Source organism: Thiovibrio frasassiensis (assembly GCF_029607905.1).
Lineage (GTDB): Bacteria > Desulfobacterota > Desulfobulbia > Desulfobulbales > Desulfurivibrionaceae > Thiovibrio > Thiovibrio frasassiensis.
Window position 1 is genome coordinate 1,795,377 of sequence record NZ_JAPHEH010000001.1, and the last position, 18,341, is coordinate 1,813,717.

An 18,341-nucleotide genomic window follows, 5' to 3' on the forward strand; every position below is an offset into this window, starting at 1 on the left:
TCACATCTCATCTCCTTGGCCCCCCTGTCGATGCTCTGGCAGGGGGGCGCTTTTTTTGAAGCGGAAAATAATCTCCCTGTAATCATCTCCTAATAAATGGGCGGTAGTGTGTCCGCGAGAGAGCCAAGATCCCCACAACCGCATATGGAGGTTATCGCCATGTCCTGCAAACATCTTCTTCGCTACAGTCACAGCCGGCAAATCTGGTCCGTTGCCAGCTGTTCCGCCAAAAACAGTCCCTACGTTCCCAGTTTGCAAGAGCTGGAACGGTATTGCCAGTGCGGGAACCACATTGTTTGCCCCGCCTATCTTTTTTCTTTCGATGCGGGGTGTCTGGGAACCGCAAGGTCACTGCCGTCCGGGACCGGCAGCAGACAAAGCAATCGACAAAAAAGTGCATAACATAACCATTCAGCATAGGGGGGAGACATCGTGCGCTGGAATTTGAAAAATAAACTTGGTTTTTTCTTTGTCTTTATCATGTTGGCGGCCGGTGCCGGGATGAGCGTATTGTATATGATATCGGTAAGCACCCAGGAACAGCTCATCTCCGGAGCGAGCCAGGCCAATGAGGATATCCAGATTTCCGGAGAGGATGGCATCGACAATGTCCTCTTGGTCCGTGAGCTGCAAGCCTCTCTTTTGAACCAAATGCTGCAGTGGAAAAATTTTCTGGTGCGCGGCCAGTTTCAGGACATGCGGAAAAAGTATGAGCTGGAGCTGGAAAAAGGGGATACCCGGATCTCCGCCATGCTGGGCGCAGCCCAACGAGCGTTTGCCAACGATGCGGCAAGCCTGGAACAGATAGGGAAGATCGCCGCGGAGTATGACGGATTCAAGCGGCAGATGGGTACCGCCCGGGGGATGATGGAGTTCCATGACACCTATTCCGAAGGGATCCGGGCTGCGGATCAGTACACCGGCGACAAGGGGTCTGAGGCCATCACCATGACCCGCGCTCTTGCTGAGCAGATTGCCAAACAGACCGGGGTGCGGACCGGCGAGGCCATTGTTGCGGTACGGACCGATCATAATTCCTTGTTCCGGCAGGCGAAAACCCGCTCTGCCCTGGTGACCATCGGTTCCGGCCTGGGGGTGCTCGTCGTGCTTGTCTTTATCTTGTGGTACCTGAGCCGCAAGGTTATTCAACCCATGATGCAGATCAAGGAAAGATTGCAGGGTGTGGTGGAACAGGTCTATGAGGAATCGACCCTGCTTTCCGCTTCCAGTCTGAGTCTGGCGGAAGGGGCTGGGCGTCAGGCCGCAGGGGTGGAAGAGACGGGCGCTTCCATCGAACAGCTCCTCGGGCAGACCCAGGCAAACAATGAAAGTGCCCGGTATGCCGGCGAGCTTTCCAAGGGCATGCAAGAGGTAGTACGGGAAGGCGGGGCGCAGATGACCAGAATGTTGCAGGCCATGCAGGAGATGGAAGGCCAATCTTCCGAGGTCATGAAGATCATCAAAAATATCAACGATATCGCTTTTCAGACCAACCTGCTGGCGCTTAATGCGGCGGTGGAGGCGGCCCGGGCTGGCGAGGCCGGCGCAGGTTTTGGCGTGGTTGCCGATGAAATCCGCAGGCTGGCTCATAATGTGGCCTCTTCTGCCAAGGAAACCGGCGACATCATCCAGAATAATATCGAGAAGGTAAAACAAGGCAGCATTCTCTGCGAACGGTTGGACAAGGCGTTTGTCGAGATTCACCAAGGTATTGCCAAGGTGGACGAGCAGGTGCAGAACATCGCCCAGGCCAGTGACGAACAGGTCCTCGGCATCAGGCAAGTAAGCGCGGCCATGGGCGAAATTGATACGGTGAGTCTGGCTGCTTCCGCCGAGGCGGAAGAGGCGGCCCGGACTGCGGCCGAATTGAAAACGCAGGCGGTGGAGCTCCGGTTCATCTCGGGATCGCTGATTACCCTGATCAACGGAGAGAAGGAAGCGGAGGAGGAAGATGGGTTGGTTGATGAATCCAGGCAACTCCTTCCCCGGCTGGTAGCGGCATGAGTCATTCGGCGGAGATCGTTATGCTGGAAAAAGAGACAGGAGCGAAGGGATCTCAGCCGAGCAGGATCTCGCGGGGCGAGATCCTGGATCTCCTTGATAATAACGGACTCACCGCCTGGTTTCAGCCGGTCTTTTCCAGGCGCACCGGGGAGATCTTCGGGTATGAGGCCTTGGCCAGGCTGCGGAAACCACGGACTCCTTCTCTCGATATCGGGGAACTTTTTCAACGGGCTCAGGCCGAAGGTATTATTTCAAGCCTCGACATGGTCTGCCGGGAAAATTCTTTCTGCCGTGCGGGGGAGCTGGGGTTTGCCGAAAAAAACGCCTACCTCTATGTGAATATCTGTCCGGCCACCCTTATGCATCCCGATCACCGAGGGGGGGCAACAGATCGGCTGGCCGACGAATGCGGCATCCCCAAGGAGCGGATTATTCTGGAGATTACCGAGCAGGAGGCGATCCGCAACTATGACCTTTTTAAAAAATCGGTGGAGTACTACCGGAGAAGGGGATACAAGATTGCCATCGATGATTTTGGCGTCGGTTACGGCGGCTTGAAGATGCTTTCGGTCATCGAGCCGGATTATCTGAAGGTCGATCGGCATTTCATCACCAATATCGACAAGGATCCCTTCAAGCATAATCTGGTGGACGCCATTGCCACGGTGTGCCACAAGCTCGGCATCACCGTCATTGCGGAGGGGATTGAGCGTCAGGAAGAGCTCGAAACCATTGCAAAGTTTGATATCGATTTGCTCCAAGGCTATTTGCTGGAACACCCCGGTCCGGATCTTTCCCGGCAACGCTTCACTCCTGTCGTGGTGCGGGATGATAGCGGCTATTGCCCGGAAGCTCCCGGGGAAGCCTGCACCATCGGCGCCACGGTCAAATACATCGAGCCGCTTTTTCCGCAGCAATCCCTGATGACCGCCCACCAGCGTTTCATGGATGATGTCAAACTGCAGGGCATCCCGGTCGTCGATGACCAACGGGTGTTGGGCATGTTGAACCGGATGCACTTTCTGGAAAAACAGATGGTCGGGCCCCATGGGTACGGCTTTGCCCTCTCCGCCCACCGGGCGGTCAAGGACGTTTTGGGGGATGATTTCCTCCTGGTTGAGGCGGCAACGCCCATGGAGGAGGTGGTGCGGCGGATCAAGGCCCGCCGCGGCAGGCATCTCTATGACGATATCTGCGTGGCCAGAAATGGAAAATACTTGGGAACAGTAGCGATCAATGCTCTGCTCGAGGCCATCACCCAGAAAAGCATCCAGTTGGCCAAGGGGGCAAACCCTCTGTCCGGGCTGCCGGGCAACGAGTTTATTCAGCGCACCGTGGCCACCTTTTTGCAGCGCAAAGTTCATTTTGACGTCTGTTATATCGATATCGACGATTTCAAGCCCTACAATGATTATTACGGCTTTGAAAAGGGGGACATGGTGATTCGGGAGATCGGTCGTCTCATTGTCGATATCGTCCAACCCGGGGTCAACGATCGTTTTCGTTTTGTCGGTCATATCGGAGGAGATGATTTCATCGTTATCACCCGGCCCCATGCCTCGCAGCAGATTTGTCAGCAGATCATCGATGGTCTGCAGGGGCTTTTGCCGGAGTTCCATGGCGCGCAGGAGTGTAGCGAGGGGCATTATTATGCCCGTGATCGTCAGGGGGAACATCGCAGGTTTGCCTTGCTTTCCCTTTCCATCGGCATCGTCAGCACCGAGGAGTGCCCGGTAAATTCCTATGCGGAGCTGGCCTTTCTTGCCTCCGGGGTCAAGCGGGCTGCCAAGCAGGAAACGGGGTCGGCCATTGTCCGCAACCGGCGGGAGGAAGTCCGCTCGGAGTTGGTTCTGGAGGAAGGCGGTCAAGCCGCATGAGCGTAAAAAACATAAGATGAGGGCGTCCAGAATGTACGCATTGCAATATCGCGAGAGTAAGATTCAGCAGGAACCCGGCTTGGTCCTCGTTGTCGAGGATGATGAGGATATCGCTTATTTGCTTTGTTATGCCTTGCGAAAAAACAAGGTGCCCGTTGCCGTCGCCCATGACGGGATGACGGCCATTACCATTGTTGAACAGATGCGACCTTCTCTCGTTTTGCTTGATGTCATGCTGCCCCGTCTGGACGGGCATGAGGTGTGCCGGCTGATCCGCTCCCACCCGGACCGGGAGCTGGCCGGAACCCCGGTGGTCATGCTCTCCGCGCTGGGCGCGCCCGAGGATATAGAAAAGGGGCTGGGGCTGGGCGCCAATGCCTATTTCAGCAAGCCCTATTCGGTGAAAGATGTGGTTGCGGCCACCATGGAGTGGTTGGGAGCCGGCGAGGGGGAAGCAGGGGAGTAGGGTAGAAAACAGGCTCAAGATGAGGGGGGCCCCTTTCACCTTGAGCCTGGCCTTATTCAGATCTTTTCCTCACGCACATGGAAGGTGAGCCTGGCGCCGGTCACCGAGCTGAAGCCCGTATAGATGAAGAGCAGCAGCCAGAGGGCTTGAAAAAAGAGGAGGGCGGCCGGACTCCAGAGCGAGGCGAGCCCGGCATTCAGATCGGTCCGGCTGCCTGCGCCGCTGTTGGCATACAGGGCCAGCAGCGTGCAGTAGCCCATGCCCCACAGAGCCATTTGCTGGTAGGCGGAAAATTTACCCTCACCCCGGTAGTCGGCGCGGAAATATTCGGAAAGTATCCGCCAGCCGAGGGCGAAGAGGGCTGCGAGCAGAAAGGCACTGCGGAAGTATCCCTCCAGAAAGAGATACATGGCCGCCAGGCCGATGGTCACCGAAAGCAATGAGGTGATGGCCTGGATCGGCACCACCCCGACCCCGGCCAGGCCCGAGGCGTAGGCAATCTTCTTGGTGGGTCCATGGAAGGTTGCGGCAAATGGCGTGAAGAACCGGCGTGTTCTCGGCCCCAGCTCGGACAAGGGCTTGCCGTAGCAGCAGCCGAAACTGAGACAGGCAAGCCGGCCGATCCCCTCACCCAACAGATAGGCAGCCGATAGGGCCGCCATCACCGGGATAAGGGCGAGCGGCGGTGCGGCCCAGGCCGGGGCCAGGGAATTATAGACAGCCACTGCCGGCGGCATGCTGAGAAGACCGATGATGGCGGCGCCGCCCACGGTGAAGGTGTTTTGTTTCTTCTCCACCGCCACGGCAAGCAGCTTGGCCGCAGCCACCGAGCACCCCATCACTCCGAGAATCAGGGCAAGGATCGCCCACATGGGTATGCTCAGGGCGCCCAGGAGCAGAAAGAAGGCCATCGCCCCGAAAAGGGAACCGCTGGCCAGCAGCGCCCCGTAATAGGTGAGGTTGGTGCCGTGCCAGCAGCCGTCCGCCTCACCCTTTTTGGTCGGGATCGCGGCGATGATCTGCCATTTTTCCCGGGGCAACACGGTGTAGGCCCACAGCAGCAGGGGAAGCAGCGTCAGGCCCAGGATCAGGATGAAAAGGGAGTTGCTCATCTCGTTGCTCCTTGGTTGGAGTTTGTCTCAGTCTCGTCCGATTAAAGGATTGCAGAATGCAGAAAAGTCCCCTCTCCCCTCTGCGGGAGAGGGATAGGGTGAGGGGGAAGGTGCCGGCGTTGATGCCATTGGCAATTTCACCCACCCCCCTGCCCCCTCCCGTCAGCAGTGTCAACGGCGAGGGAGGGGGAGCCAATGGGCTCCTGATTTTTCGCCATGGCGAGGAGCGAGCGCGCCTGGACCTCGATCTCTACCAGGGGCTGGCCGAAGCCGAGGCTGAAGCGGCTCTGCACCCCGGGCTGTCTCCCTTTTTCCAGGAGATCCCCGGCAAAACGGATCCGGTCTTTTTCAAAGAGCAGGATGTCGGTGCTGCTTCCGGGGCGGTACAGGCTCTTGGGCTGTCCTTTGCGGAGAAACATGCCGGGGTGGATCCGTAGCGGGCGGTCATACCCCGTATCGCTATAGCATTGCACGATGTCGCCGATCATCATCGCCACCACCTCCACCATGGCCACACAGCCAACGCCGGTGCCGCCGGCCACATCGGTGTCGATGATGGTGACCACCCGTTTGTTTTTGGAGTAGGGGGTGATCACTTCCACCACCGCGCCGGGATTGCAGGAGTGATAGACGCCGCCCAGAGAGTAGTGGTCCACCACCAGGCCGGAGACCGGGCTGTGGTTGTAATGGTATTTGTCCGGAGTCAGCCGGAAGAGTGCGTAGTCTCCATGGGCAAAGCGCTCAAGCCAGCGGGGGTGCTCAGTGCCCAGCAGCTCCTCAAAGGAGAAAAACTTATCCTTGAGAAAAAGCGGCGAGTCCGGGGCCAGAGCTCCCAGGGTGACACGGGCGTCGGCGGGGGAAACCACCGCCGTTTCATTGTGCGGCATGGGCCGGCACTGCCAATAGCGGATCTGCCGCTCGAAGATCTTGCGCGGGGTGGTGAAATATTCGGGTGGGTCCAGGCATTCCCCAAGATCGACGCCGCAGCGTGCCAGGAACCGTGCGTTGCCGCGGATGCGCTCCGCCAGGGCCAGATCGAAATGGTAGAGGCCAAGCAGGCTCGACATCCGGGCCGAGGTAGCCAGGCGAAAGAGGAAGGGGGCTTTCTCCCGCGCCCGGGAATAGAGGAAGCGCACAATCCGGTCGCCGAAGAGTTTCTCGGTCATGACCGTGCCGTGCAGCCGCTCGACATATTGATGCATGCTGTTCTCCTAAAGGGTCAGTTTCTGCCGCTTGCTGTCAAGATCCTCGGCAATGATCATGAGTTGGAGCAGTTGGGTCGCGGTGGTCTGGGAGAGAGAATCACTCAGGAGTTCTTCCTGGGTCCGGCGGAGGAAGGGCTCGACGTCCTGGCTGCCAAGGATACACTGCACTTCGCCCCGCACCTCCAGGGCAAGGGGGACCTCGCCGGCCCCCATGGTTTTGATATCCTCGACGACATGCTGCCAGCCCTCCTTGATCTGCTCCTGCCGCAGCTCCTCCCGGTAATAGCGCTCCGCCGCCAGATTGAAATCCCTGGCCGGCATCTCGAAAGGGGAATCGGCCCCCTCGCTGGCGAGAATCCCCTTGGTCAGCCTCCCCAAGGCCCCATGGCGGTCGGGTTCGCGCAACCGCAGCTCAAGGTCGGCGAGCAGTTCGCTGAAGCCGAAACCCTCCACCAGTTCTGCTCCCTCATTGCGAATAAACTGCAGCAGGGCGAGGCGGTAGTCTTGATGCAGTACCCTTTGGTAACCGCTGTAGCGGCGGCTGCTCCGGGTGTTCTTGGTTCTTTTCAGGATGTTCCGCAGAAAACGGTTGGGCGTTTCCTTGCGCACGAAAAAGGTGGGGATGCCGATGGCCGTGCCGAACAGAATCTGGCGGCGCTCGCTTTCGACAAAGGGGGTGTCGGGGATATGCTGATGGCTGCAGGTGCCATTGGCAATGAGCTTGAAGGCCAGGGCGTTGAGCAGCATCTGCAGGTCGGTGGCCCGGCCCAGATCGCCATCAAATTGCTCGAAAAGGGAATATTGGCGTGCCTCGAAGCCGGAAAAACCCATGACCTCGAATTCGCGCAGTTTGTAAGGCAGGTACACCGACATCCTTTTGTCAAAGATACCGAGCATGTCCAGGTCTTCCTTGAGGCGGCGGTCATTGTGGAGTCGGCCGTCCTGGCTACCGCTTTGTTCCGTGGAAAGCAAGGCCACGGGGTAATCGATGAGTCGGAAATCGGGGACGAAATCCCCCTTGCAGCGACAGGCCCCGCCGATGATCTGATCGAGACGCTGCGGCCCGAAGGGCGTAAGCGCCTGCCCGCAGAACTTGTTGCGGGCCTTTTTCCGCCAGCGCCGCCAGAGCATGCGCAGGTGGGTATAGTCCAGTTGGTGCGGGAGAAAGCCCAGGGCCTGTTCGGGATGAAAATCCTCGAAGCCGAGCCGGTAGGGGGCGGCGCTGTATGTGGAGACAAAGAGGGGCAGGAAATGCTCCATGATCTTGGCCACCAGGTCGCCCAGGTATTTTTCGTGGCGGACGGTGAACCCGGAGCCGGGGTCGCGCAGCAATCGGCTCAATTTCAGGCTGCCCATGCTGACATGGGTGCCGTTGTTGGCCAGACTGATGTTGGAGGTCTGGGGCATCATCACCAGGTTGGTGGTGATGATGCCTGCCTCGCGCATCTTCATCACCGCGTTGAGATGGCTGCGGCTCAAGACCTGATGGCAGAGGATCATATACTGGTGCTTGGCCTCGCCTTCGTCCCAGCCGGAAAGGCAGGGGCTCATGAAGAGCTTGCGGTAGAAAGCGTCGGAGATGCATTCGTTCAAGGCCCGCTGCCGTACCGGCGGATGCGGGGAGAAAAAGAGGGTCGCCTTCTGCCCCCGCCGGAGAAGTTCGAATTTTTCGTTGGCATACATGATCAGCAGCTGGGTAAAGAGGAAGCGCTTGGCGGTTTCCCGGGCCAGCGCATTGCCATAGCCGGTGTGGGCATGCATGGCGGTGACATGAAAGGAAAAGGTTTCCGGCGAGGTGTTGTCGCTCAACAGGTGGGTGAGCATCCGGCTCCCGGTTTTCCGCACCGTTTCATGGCTGCCCGCTTCGCCGAGGAGATCGGCCAGGGCCAATTTGAGCAGATAACTGATGGGTATGTGCAGCAGTCTTTCCCCGCCCTCCTCCACAAAGAAACGGGCGGCGTCGCTGCGCTCGCCGCCCCCTGGGTTCTGCTTGTCTGCCTTGAGGTCGGCGGCCAGGATATTCATGGCGTGTGGGTGCAGGCTGGCGAGAGGGAAACGGACCCAACTGTTTTCCCAGACCTGTCCGAGGTTGTCGTCGAGGTAGCGCTCCAGATTCCGCCGGGCCCGGGGTGAGGTTTCGCCGCGGTCGGCCCGCTTGATGATGTTGGCGTAGTAGCTCGATTGCTCGATGGCCCGGGGCAGATCCACATCCTCGCGGCGGCCGGTCACTGCGACCTGCAGTTCGTTTTCGCAGCCGGTGGTGGCATCGGACCCGTAAAAAGGCAGGCTTTCCGGGCGATGGGCGTCCAAAGCGAGCAGGGCGATACACTCGCGTTCCGTGGGTCTTTGGTCTTGCCCCACCCCGGCAAGCGACAGCGAAAGGTCTGCGAAAGAAAGTCTGCTCACCGTTGCACCCCTTGGTTGAGTCTTTGCACTCTGGCATTATCCTCTTTTCCGAATAACCATAAGGGGTTTCCGTCAGAGGAATGTTAGATTTGCAATAGGGTTTGATTCGGAAGGGAGGGGCGGATAGGGAGGAAATGATCGGGGCGGGAGCGGAAATGGGCAGACGGTCTTCAGGACTTGGCCTGGTCGAGGAAGAACCGCACCCAGCATTCCCAGGCCATGGTCTCCAGGGTGCAGTCGCTGGGGCAGGGATGCTGCAAAGCCGCATGGGGGCAAAGCCCGCACCGGGTGGTGCAGATGTGTTTGGCGGCCTTTTCCAGGGCGGTGTAGAGGGTGGAGGTGTCAGGCGGGGGTGCTGTTTTCATGGCCTTTCTCCTTGCGCAACTGGATGGTAAAGGTCGTGCCCTTGCCGACTTCGCTTATGACATCCACCTCGCCGCCATGGGCCTGGACAATGTGTTTGACGATGGCCAGCCCGAGGCCGGTGCCGCCGACCTTGCGGTTGCGGGCGGCATCGCTCCGGTAGAAGCGCTCGAAGAGACGGGGCAGGTGCTGGGCTGCAACCCCGGCACCGAAATCCTGAACCTCAATGGCGATGGTCTCACCTTCGCGTTCTTGGGCCCGGACCAACACCCTGCTGCCTTCGTCGCTGTACTTGATAGCATTGACGATGAGGTTGGTCACTGCCTGTTCCAGCAGGGGGCTGTTGAGTTTGGCGGTGAGATTATCCGCGGCATTCAGTTCGATACTGATTTTTTTTTCGGCGGCCTTGAGACTACAGGTCTCAATGGCCCTGCGCAACGGGGTGACGATCTTTTCCTCCGCCAGCAGCAGCTCGGTCTGTTCATCTTCCTGTTCCAGCCGGGAGAGGGCGAGGAGATCTTCGATGATGGCGTGCAGCCGTTTTGACTGTTTGGCGATGATTTCCACAAATCGCCGGGCGTCCTTCGGGCTCTCCAGCGCCCCGTCCAGCAGGGTTTCGGCAAACCCTTCGATGGAGGTGATCGGGGTTTTCAGTTCATGGGAAACATTGGCCACGAAGTCGCGGCGCATGTTTTCCAAGCGCCGGAGGTTGGTGACATCATTGATAACGATGATCGCGCCGCTGGTCATCTCCGCGGCGTCCTGGAAGCGGGTGCCGTGGGCGTAAAAGTATTTTTCCTGCCCATCCCGATCGGTCAGGTCGATTTCCCCTTCGATGGGGGTGGCGGAGGCAAGGGCCTGACTGACAAACTGTTGCAGGGCCAGATTGCGTACCGCCACCAGGGCCTTTTTGCCCCGCAGCTTCTCCGGAGGGATGTTCAACAGGTTTGCTCCGGCCTGGTTGATGTCAAGGATCCTCTCCTCGGTGTCCACCGTAATGACCCCCTCAACCATGCTGGAAAAGACCGCCTCCAGCTGGCTGTGTTGCCGGGCAATGGTTTTGATCCGTCCGTCGAGCTGATCGGCCATGGCATTCATGGCTCTGGCCAGGCTCGCCACCTCTTCAGCCCCTTCTTCCCGCAGTTTGCCGGTAAAAGCGCCGTTGGCAAAACGTTCGGCCCCTAAACGCATCTCTTCCAGCGGCCTGCTGATCCGGCGGGAGATGAACCAGGCGACCAGGGCCACGAGCAGGGCGACAATCAGGCATCCCCAGGCAATTTTTAAAAAGATTTCCTTGAGTGCGCTGTTAATGAAGGTGACCGGGAGGGCGGTGCGCAGGATCCCTTTGCTTTTTCCCTCTTGCATTAAGGGGATCGCGACGTACATCATGTTTTCCTGGAGGGTATGGCTGAAGCGCAGGGAGGGGGTGAGTTTGCCATCAAGGGCGGCCATGATCTCCGGCCGGTCCCCGTGGTTTTCCATCCGGCCCGGATCTTCATCCGAGTCGGCGAGAACCACGCCATCGGGGGTGGTCACGGTCAATCGGGTGCCGGAATCTTTTCCGGCGGTTGTGAAGAAGGATTGCAGTCCGGGCAGGTCGTTTTTCACCAGCAGGGTAAGAACATATTCCTGGCTCAGACGGGCGCGGGCCTCAAGGTCGACAGCGGTCTGGGAGAGCTGAAAGACGCGCAGCGAGTAAGCCCCATAGCCGGCGGCGACCAGAAGGGCGACAATGGTGATAAGGAGCTGGCTTGGGTACAGCTGCCAGATAAGGCGTTTATGGCGCATACGAATCCCTGGGGCGGTTGGAGTGAATAGGGGTAACTCCAACAGAATAGCACGGGATTGTTAGAATGCGATCAGGATATTGTAAGGATATCTCTCTTGGGGAGTAAATATTTCTGCGGCAAGAGTCTTGTGCGTGCGGATTTACTGGCAGCAGGGCGTGGGGGAAATTAGCGGTTCCCCCTCCCGTGTTGGGAGAGGGAAGCGATGGAAGGAGGCGGATCAATTTATTCGGAATAAGGTTTCTTCTTTCCTCTTCTGGGAACACCGGCACTCGGGGGTCTGGAGGAGGTCGCCGGTTTGCTCGAGGTTGCAGGCCGAGCCGAGGGATATGGTTTGGCTGCGCCTGCAGGCCGGGCCGAGGAATACGGTTTGGCGGAGCTGGAAGGCCTGGACGAGCTGGAGGGCTTAAACGATTTCGGCCCCTTGGAGCTGCGGCCGGGATACCCGCCGGTTGGTTTGCCGGGCCGTCCTTTCGGGGCGTCCAGGGTTTTCACCTCGACGTCCCTGCCGTTGACCTTGAGCCCCTGGAACACCTCAATGATTTTTTGGGCGAAGCGGCTGTCCGCTTCGAGCATGGCGGTGTTGTCCAGGATCTCGATTCGGCCGATTTTGATGGAGGCCGAGCCGCTGGCATCATTGATCTGGCCGATGAGCCGGGCCGGGTAGAGGCCGTCTTTCTGGCCGATATTGAGGTAAAAGCGGCTGAAATTCACGCGTTCGCCACGGTCTTCCTGGCGGGCGAGGGCGAATTTGCTGTCCGGGCGGTCCGGCTTGGCGTATCGGCTGTCCGGGCGGTCCGATCGGGCGAATCTGCTTTCCGAACGGTTGTAGCCTTCATCGCGGCCGCGGCCTTTGTCCGAAACATTGATGTCCGGGGCATTCTGGTAATGGGCCAAGACGTTGTCGAACTCCTGGGAAACAAAACGCAGGATCAGTTCGTCCCGGTCGAGATCGGCCAGGGCCTCGGTGATGGTCTCCATGAAGGGGGCGAGCCGGCTGGTGTTGACCTCGATGTTTTTGATGATCTCGATCTTGTGGAGGAGCTGTTTTTTGCAGACCTCATGGCCGGATGGAACCTTGCCCAGTTCGAACTGACGTTTCATCTTGCTCTCGATTTCCTTGATGCGGAACTGTTCGCGCATATGGATGATGGAAATGGAGATGCCGGTCTTGCCGGCCCGTCCGGTACGCCCGCTGCGATGGGTGTAGTTGGCGCTGTCATCGGGCAGGTTGTAGTTGATCACGTGGGTAAGGTCGGTGACGTCAAGGCCGCGGGCCGCCACATCGGTGGCCACCAGCAGCTGCACCGATTTGCTGCGAAAACGCTGCATCACATAATCGCGCTGGCTTTGGGAGAGTTCGCCATGGAGGGGGTCGGCGTTGTAGCCGTCCTTGGAGAGTTTGTCCGCGACATCGTTTACCTCCTGGCGGGTGCGGCAGAAGATGATGGCGTACATATCCGGGTTCATGTCCACCAGCCGGCGCAGGGCCAGGTAGCGGTCCTTGGCGTGGACCATATAGTACATGTGGCGGATGTTTTCCGAGCCGGCATTACGGGTGCCCACCGTGATCTCCAGGGGGTTTTTCATGTATTTCCGGGAAATGGAGGCCACGCTTTGGGGCATGGTGGCGGAAAACAACAGGGTGTGTTTGTCGGCCGGGGTTTGGGCGAGGATGGCGTTCAGCTCGTCTTGAAATCCCATCTGCAGCATCTCGTCGGCTTCGTCCAGCACCACCAGGCGAATCTCGGAAAGATCGATCACCTGGCGGCGCATCAAGTCGTGCAGCCGCCCGGGGGTGGCCACGATGATCGGCGCCCCCTGCCGCAAGGAGCGGATCTGGTTGTCGATGCTGGCACCGCCATAAACGGCGCAGACCCGGATGGCGGGAAGATTTTTGGCAAAGGCATTGAGATCGCGGGCCACCTGCATGCACAGCTCTCGGGTCGGGCAGAGTACCAGGGCCTGGGTCTTGCGGCTGTCCGGCGAGCAAAGCTGCACCAGGGGGATGCCGAAGGCTGCGGTTTTGCCGGTGCCGGTCTGGGCCAGGCCGACGATATCCACCGGTTTTTCAAGGAGGAGCGGGATGATCTGCTCCTGAACCGGGGTGGGAGCAGTGAAGCCCAGGGCTTCGAGGCCGGAGATGATGTCGGGATGGATGCCAAGGTCAGCAAAGGTGGTCATGATGGTGTTCCTTATTGAAGGGCGTGTGGGGGAAGGGTTGCTGTGCAGGAAAAAAGAAATCCTTGCGGCCCAACGCCCCATAAACAAAAAAACCGCACGCCCTCGGCAGAGGCTTTGTGCGGTGCGCTTTTGTTCGTATAGCGATTACAGGCAGAGGCAACACAATGAATTTCCCTTTTTACCATGATCCGCCAGGGAACGCAAGGAATATATTTAGTTGAATTGGGGGGTCTTTCCTGGTCCCTATGACATGGGGGCAGGCAGGTTACAGGTGGTTAGCGGCCAGATCGTCGGGCAGGGTGGTCAGGTAATCCCGGATAGCGTCGCGGACAGCGCGGTAATGGTCGAGAGCCTCTTCTTCGTTGGTCGCTGTCCGGGCGAGACGCGGCGGATCTGGGAATTCCCGGTGCAGCTTGACCGCCTTGCCTGCAAAAAATGGGCATTGCTCGTTGGCATGGTCGCAGACCGTGATCACGTAGTCAAAGGTAATGGACGCCAGTTCGGAGAGCAGTTTCGAATGGTGGCTGCTGATGTCGACCCCGGCCTCAGCCATGACCCGGACAGCCAAGGGGTTGAGGCCGTGGGTTTCGATCCCGGCCGAGAAAAATTCATAGCGCTCCGGGTAGAGATGTCTTCCCCAGCCCTCGGCCATCTGGCTGCGGCAGGAGTTGCCGGTGCAGAGAAAAAGAATTTTTATTTTGTGCATGGGAAAGGATCCTTTGGTGATTTTACGGTCAGCAGCAGCCGGCCACCCTGCAAATCGCTTCCCTGATAAATTCCCGGGGAATGGCCTCATGTACCTGGCCGTGTCTGATGATGCTCCGGCAGGATTCCTCCTGGCCCGTGAGCTCGCCGCAAGAGCAGCAACTGCTTTTCGAGACCGTCGTCCGGGGGAGGACCGTCTCAATCGGTTTGCCGTTGATGAGAATGAGGTTCGATTGGTCGATCTGCGCCTCGCTCAGTTTGGTTTCAGTGAACAGGATCTCCACCCCCTTCGCTCTGCATTCGACCTGTAACCGTTGTACTGTTTCCGCGATACCCTGTCCCGTCTCGGCACAACGATCGCAGGTTTTGCCCTCTTTGTCCAGATGGCACCATTCCACCGTGATTTTTTTCATTCTAATCCCCTAAATAATCATATTGAAAAGATAGCCCACCAGCAGGATGCCGCTGCCGACCACGCCGATAAAGGTGGCGATGAGCGCGGGTTTCAAGACCCTGCGGAGGATGACTATTTCCGGCAGGGAGAGAGCGACGACGCTCATCATGAAGGCCAGGGCCGTGCCCAGCGCCGCTCCTTTGCCAAGCAGGGCTTGGAGGACCGGCACGATGCCGGCGGCGTTGGCATACATGGGGATGCCGATGACCACGGCCATGGGCACCGACCACCAGGCGGATTTGCCCATGATCGAGGCCATGAATCCTTCGGGCACGTAGCCGTGGATCCCCGCGCCCACCCCAATACCGAGGATGACATAGGGCCAGACCTTCCCCATGATGTCTTGCACAGCTTGGCGTCCATATCGCACCCGTTCCTGGAGATTGCAGGGCATCACGGTGTCAGTACCGCTGGCCAGCACATGCTTGACCCATTCCTCAACGTAGTGCTCCATGTGGAGCCGACCAATGGTCCAGCCTGCGATAATGGCAATGGCAAGGCCGGTGGTGAGATAGAGAAGTGCCACCTTCCAGCCCAGCAAGCCATAGAGCAGAACCAGGGCAACCTCGTTGACCATGGGCGCGGCAATGAGAAAGGAGAAGGTGACGCCCAGCGGGATCCCGGCCGTTACAAAGCCGATGAACAGGGGGACGGCCGAGCAGGAGCAGAATGGGGTGGCGATACCCAGCAGGGCGGCCAGAACATTGCCCACGGATTCGCGTTTGCCTGCGAGGATTTTTCGGGTTCGTTCCGGAGTGAAGAAGGAACGGAGAATGCCCACTGCGAATACCACCAAGGCCAGGAGCATCAGCACCTTGGGCGTGTCATAGAGGAAGAACTGGGTGGCCTTGCCCAATCGGCTGTCCGGGGAGAGATTGAGCAGGGTAAAGGTGATGAAGTCGGCAAGGGGGGAAAGCTGTTTGTAGACAGTAAACCAGACAACCAGGGAGAAGAGGCCGGTCGCGAGATAGCGTCTGGTGGCACCAGGGGAAAGCGGCGGCACCTTTGACGGCTTTGGTTGTGGTGCGAGGTTGTTCAATTTGATGGGTTGCATGGGCTTGTTTGTCCTTGTCTTGATTCCCCGCTGAAAAGCGCGGGGGCGCTCCCATAATTATCATATAGCTAAATTACTATATAGCTATGTTTTGTTGTTGTCAATACGGGTCGGGCCAAGAAAAAGGATCTGGCGGATTTCTGGCCGGAATTTGGTTGCGGGACTATATGGGGGCGGCGAAGGGGCGAGGGTGTGTCGGCTATCTGTAAAAAGCGGGTTCAGCCGGTGAGCAGTTGATTGGAAAGTTCATTGGTGTCATCGGCTTTGATGGGGAAATGACTGGCCAAGATAGCGCCCACCGCTTCAATCTGCCGGCACAAGGCAGTGCACCCCTCTCCTTGCTTTATGCCGGTGGCAATGTCGTTGGCGTAGGTCAGCAGGGTTTCCTGGGAGATTTTCGCATAGATGCCCGTATCTGCCAGAATCCAGACCTTGTGCTCAAGCAGGGAGATGAAAAAGAGCACCCCGGTGTTGTCGCGGGTGGTGTGGAGTTTTTTTTCGTAAAAGGAGCGGAGTGCCCGTTGGGCGACCCTGGTTTCCAGCCGGCTTGCAGGGATGAACAGCCGGAGCAGCGGGGGGCAGAGCCGGGTAAGAGCGGTAACGAGCATGGCCCCGCAAAGAGCAAGGGGGAGGAAGTATCCCAGGCTGTCTCCCAAAAAAAGGTCGGTGATAATGAGCGCGGTCAGACCGCCGATACTGAACCCGGCCAGGAGCCTTGCTTCAGGATAGGTGTCGCTCTCCGCCACCACCATGGCGACAACTTCGCCGGAGGTTTTTTGCTCCACCCCGGAGATGGTTGCAGCAATCTGCTCTTTTTCCGCCTCTGTAAAAAAAGTCTCTGCTTGGATCATCTACCAGCCCCCCGAGGCGCCGCCGCCTCCGAAACCACCGCCGCCGAAGCCGCCAAAGCTATCGCCTCCGCCGCCGCCGCCAAAACCGCCGCCGCCCAAGTACATCCCCCCCCCCCCGGCATTGGCGAAAAAGAGCGGGAGCAGGAGGCCCAGCAGGGCGCCGCCCGGGATCAGGAGGAGCAGGATCAGCCAGCCCAGGGGCGAAGAGATTCCGAGAAAGGCAAAGAGAGGCAGGAGTGCCGCCCCCGCAAGCGCCCCGACCGGCTTGCTCAGCCGCCCGAGAAAACCGACCAGGATGGCAAAAAAGATCAGATAGTTGAAGAGCGAGGATTGGCTCCCCTTGCGCGCTCCTCGGCGGGAGCTGCCGGTACCCTTGTATTCGCCTCGCGTGGCGCTGATGATCGTGGTGATCCCGGCCTCAAAGCCTTGGTCCAGCTGGCCGGACTTAAAACGCGGGGAGATGATCTGGTCAACGATGCGGCCGGCAAGCAGGTCGGTCAGCACCCCTTCCAGGCCGCGGCCAACCTCGATCCGGATCTTGCGGTCGCCCTTGCTGACCAAAAGCAGCACCCCGTTGTCCTTGCCCTTCTGGCCGATCTTCCAGGCATCCACCGTGCGGATGCTGAAATCCTCCAGCGAATCGCCTTCAAGCGACGGGATGGTCAGCACCGCGATCTGGGTGGAATCGGATTGTTCAAAGGCGAGCAGCATCTGCTCGAGCTTTTGCCGCTCCCCAGGGGAAATCATCCCGGCCAAGTCGGTGACATACCCCTGGTATTGCGGAACCTCCAGCGCCTTGGCTGATTTGGGTCCCGCAACAAGGAGGAGGCAGAGGGTCAGCAGACAAAAGAGATAAAACGGTTTGCCGGTCCGGGATGGGGTATGCTGCTCGCCTTGTGACATCGGTTAGAACTTGACCTTCGGGGCCGCGGCCGCACCTTCTTCCGCCTTGAATGCTTCGCGGCGGGGCAGATGGAGCAGCAGGTTGTTGGTCAGGTTGTTGGGGAAGGTGCGGATGGAGGTGTTGAAGATCCGCACCGCCTCGTTGTAACGGACCCGGGCCACGTTGATCCGGTTTTCCGTACCTTCGAGCTGGTGTTGAAAATCGAGGAAGTTCTGGTTTGCCTTGAGGTCCGGATAGCGTTCCACCACCACCATCAGGCGGGAAAGGGCGGAGGAAAGCCCGCTCTGCGCTTCCTGGAATTTGGCAAAGGCCTGGGGGTTGTTCACCACTTCGGCGCCTGCCTGAATGGTGCCGACCTTGGCCCTGGCCTCGGTAACGGCGGTGAGCGTATCTTTCTCGTGGGCCGCGTAGGCCTTTACCGCTTCAACCAGGTTGGGGATGAGGTCGGCGCGCCGTTGGTAAGAGGCTTCAACATCGCCCCAGGCGGCGATCACGCCCTCGTCGTTCTGCTGGATGGCATTGTAGCCGCAACCGCTCAAACCGACAGCGAGAAGCACGAAACTGACAAGTACGAGGAATCTCTGCATGGTGGTTCTCCTTAAAAGGGTATCGGTAAAGTGCAATCCTGCGCCACCTCCGAGTATTTGACGCGGGCAGGCGGAACAGGGGGGATGTCTGGGGGGCGATGGTGCCCTCGGCACGAATTGAACGTGCGACCTACCGCTTAGGAGGCGGTTGCTCTATCCACTGAGCTACGAGGGCAGTTACAGTACTTTTTTAATCCAAAACAAGGGGAGTACTATACCATCGGCAGGTCAATGCGCAATATCTTTCTTGGCTGGAAGCGCTTGTGGTACGGGCCTTGGCCTTATCCGGACCTGGGTTGCTCACCTTTCCTGCCTGTGACAACAGAACCGCAGGAAAATCTGTGGAAAAAATTGGTTCCCCTGCCGGGATGTGCTAGAATGA

The 18,341-nt window shown here is 58.8% G+C and carries 15 protein-coding genes and 1 tRNA gene; 3 read left to right on the forward strand and 13 right to left on the reverse strand.

What is annotated here, in order from left to right; translation table 11 throughout:
* Window positions 1-432 precede the first annotated feature (432 nt).
* Genes OLX77_RS08505 through OLX77_RS08515 form a run of 3 tightly spaced genes read left to right on the forward strand, consistent with a single transcriptional unit; the run spans window position 433 to window position 4,347 of the window.
* The gene (locus OLX77_RS08505) at window positions 433-2,004 is read left to right on the forward strand and encodes a methyl-accepting chemotaxis protein (RefSeq protein ID WP_307633167.1); all 1,572 of its coding nucleotides are present in this window, start codon (window positions 433-435) and stop codon (window positions 2,002-2,004) included.
* Window positions 2,001-3,881 (forward strand): bifunctional diguanylate cyclase/phosphodiesterase, encoded by a 1,881-nt coding sequence (locus tag OLX77_RS08510; protein ID WP_307633168.1) that lies wholly within the window; start codon window positions 2,001-2,003, stop codon window positions 3,879-3,881. The genes OLX77_RS08505 and OLX77_RS08510 overlap by 4 nt, the downstream gene beginning before the upstream one ends.
* Window positions 3,882-3,912: 31 nt before the next feature.
* On the forward strand, window positions 3,913-4,347 hold the full coding sequence (locus OLX77_RS08515) for a response regulator transcription factor (protein WP_307633169.1): 435 nt from the start codon (window positions 3,913-3,915) through the stop codon (window positions 4,345-4,347).
* 56 nt (window positions 4,348-4,403) lie between these two features.
* On the opposite strand, the gene OLX77_RS08520 is transcribed toward OLX77_RS08515, so the two are convergent.
* From OLX77_RS08520 to OLX77_RS08580, 13 genes are all read right to left on the reverse strand, one after another.
* Window positions 4,404-5,459 (reverse strand): hypothetical protein, encoded by a 1,056-nt coding sequence (locus OLX77_RS08520; protein WP_307633170.1) that lies wholly within the window; start codon window positions 5,457-5,459, stop codon window positions 4,404-4,406.
* A gap of 137 nt (window positions 5,460-5,596) precedes the next feature.
* Complete coding sequence (locus OLX77_RS08525; protein ID WP_307633171.1) at window positions 5,597-6,661, reverse strand: phosphatidylserine decarboxylase; 1,065 nt, start codon at window positions 6,659-6,661, stop codon at window positions 5,597-5,599.
* A 9-nt stretch (window positions 6,662-6,670) separates the two neighbouring features.
* A complete protein-coding gene (locus OLX77_RS08530; RefSeq protein WP_307633172.1) occupies window positions 6,671-9,070 on the reverse strand; it encodes a hypothetical protein in 2,400 nt (799 codons plus the stop codon).
* A 170-nt stretch (window positions 9,071-9,240) separates the two neighbouring features.
* A complete protein-coding gene (locus OLX77_RS08535) occupies window positions 9,241-9,435 on the reverse strand; it encodes a hypothetical protein (RefSeq protein ID WP_307633173.1) in 195 nt (64 codons plus the stop codon).
* On the reverse strand, window positions 9,413-11,221 hold the full coding sequence (locus OLX77_RS08540) for a sensor histidine kinase (protein ID WP_307633174.1): 1,809 nt from the start codon (window positions 11,219-11,221) through the stop codon (window positions 9,413-9,415). The genes OLX77_RS08535 and OLX77_RS08540 overlap by 23 nt, the downstream gene beginning before the upstream one ends.
* 224 nt (window positions 11,222-11,445) lie before the next feature.
* Entirely contained in the window at window positions 11,446-13,404 is a 1,959-nt protein-coding gene (locus OLX77_RS08545; RefSeq protein WP_307633175.1) for a DEAD/DEAH box helicase, read from the reverse strand.
* Between the two features lie 265 nt (window positions 13,405-13,669).
* Window positions 13,670-14,110, reverse strand: a complete 441-nt coding sequence (locus OLX77_RS08550; protein WP_307633176.1) for an arsenate reductase ArsC — start codon at window positions 14,108-14,110, stop codon at window positions 13,670-13,672.
* A 28-nt stretch (window positions 14,111-14,138) separates the two neighbouring features.
* Window positions 14,139-14,522, reverse strand: a complete 384-nt coding sequence (locus OLX77_RS08555) for a DUF2703 domain-containing protein (RefSeq protein WP_307633177.1) — start codon at window positions 14,520-14,522, stop codon at window positions 14,139-14,141.
* A gap of 9 nt (window positions 14,523-14,531) precedes the next feature.
* Window positions 14,532-15,617 carry a permease gene (locus OLX77_RS08560; RefSeq protein WP_307633178.1) on the reverse strand — a complete coding sequence of 362 codons (1,086 nt, stop codon included), beginning with the start codon at window positions 15,615-15,617 and terminating at the stop codon, window positions 14,532-14,534.
* 218 nt (window positions 15,618-15,835) lie between these two features.
* Window positions 15,836-16,468 (reverse strand): TPM domain-containing protein, encoded by a 633-nt coding sequence (locus tag OLX77_RS08565; protein WP_307633179.1) that lies wholly within the window; start codon window positions 16,466-16,468, stop codon window positions 15,836-15,838.
* Window positions 16,469-17,371: a TPM domain-containing protein gene (locus tag OLX77_RS08570; RefSeq protein ID WP_307633180.1), complete on the reverse strand. Its 903-nt coding sequence runs from the start codon at window positions 17,369-17,371 to the stop codon at window positions 16,469-16,471. It abuts the gene before it with no gap.
* Window positions 17,372-17,374: 3 nt separating this feature from the next.
* On the reverse strand, window positions 17,375-17,959 hold the full coding sequence (locus tag OLX77_RS08575) for a LemA family protein (RefSeq protein ID WP_307633181.1): 585 nt from the start codon (window positions 17,957-17,959) through the stop codon (window positions 17,375-17,377).
* A gap of 99 nt (window positions 17,960-18,058) precedes the next feature.
* Window positions 18,059-18,134, reverse strand: a tRNA-Arg gene (locus tag OLX77_RS08580).
* Between the last annotated feature and the right edge of the window lie 207 nt (window positions 18,135-18,341).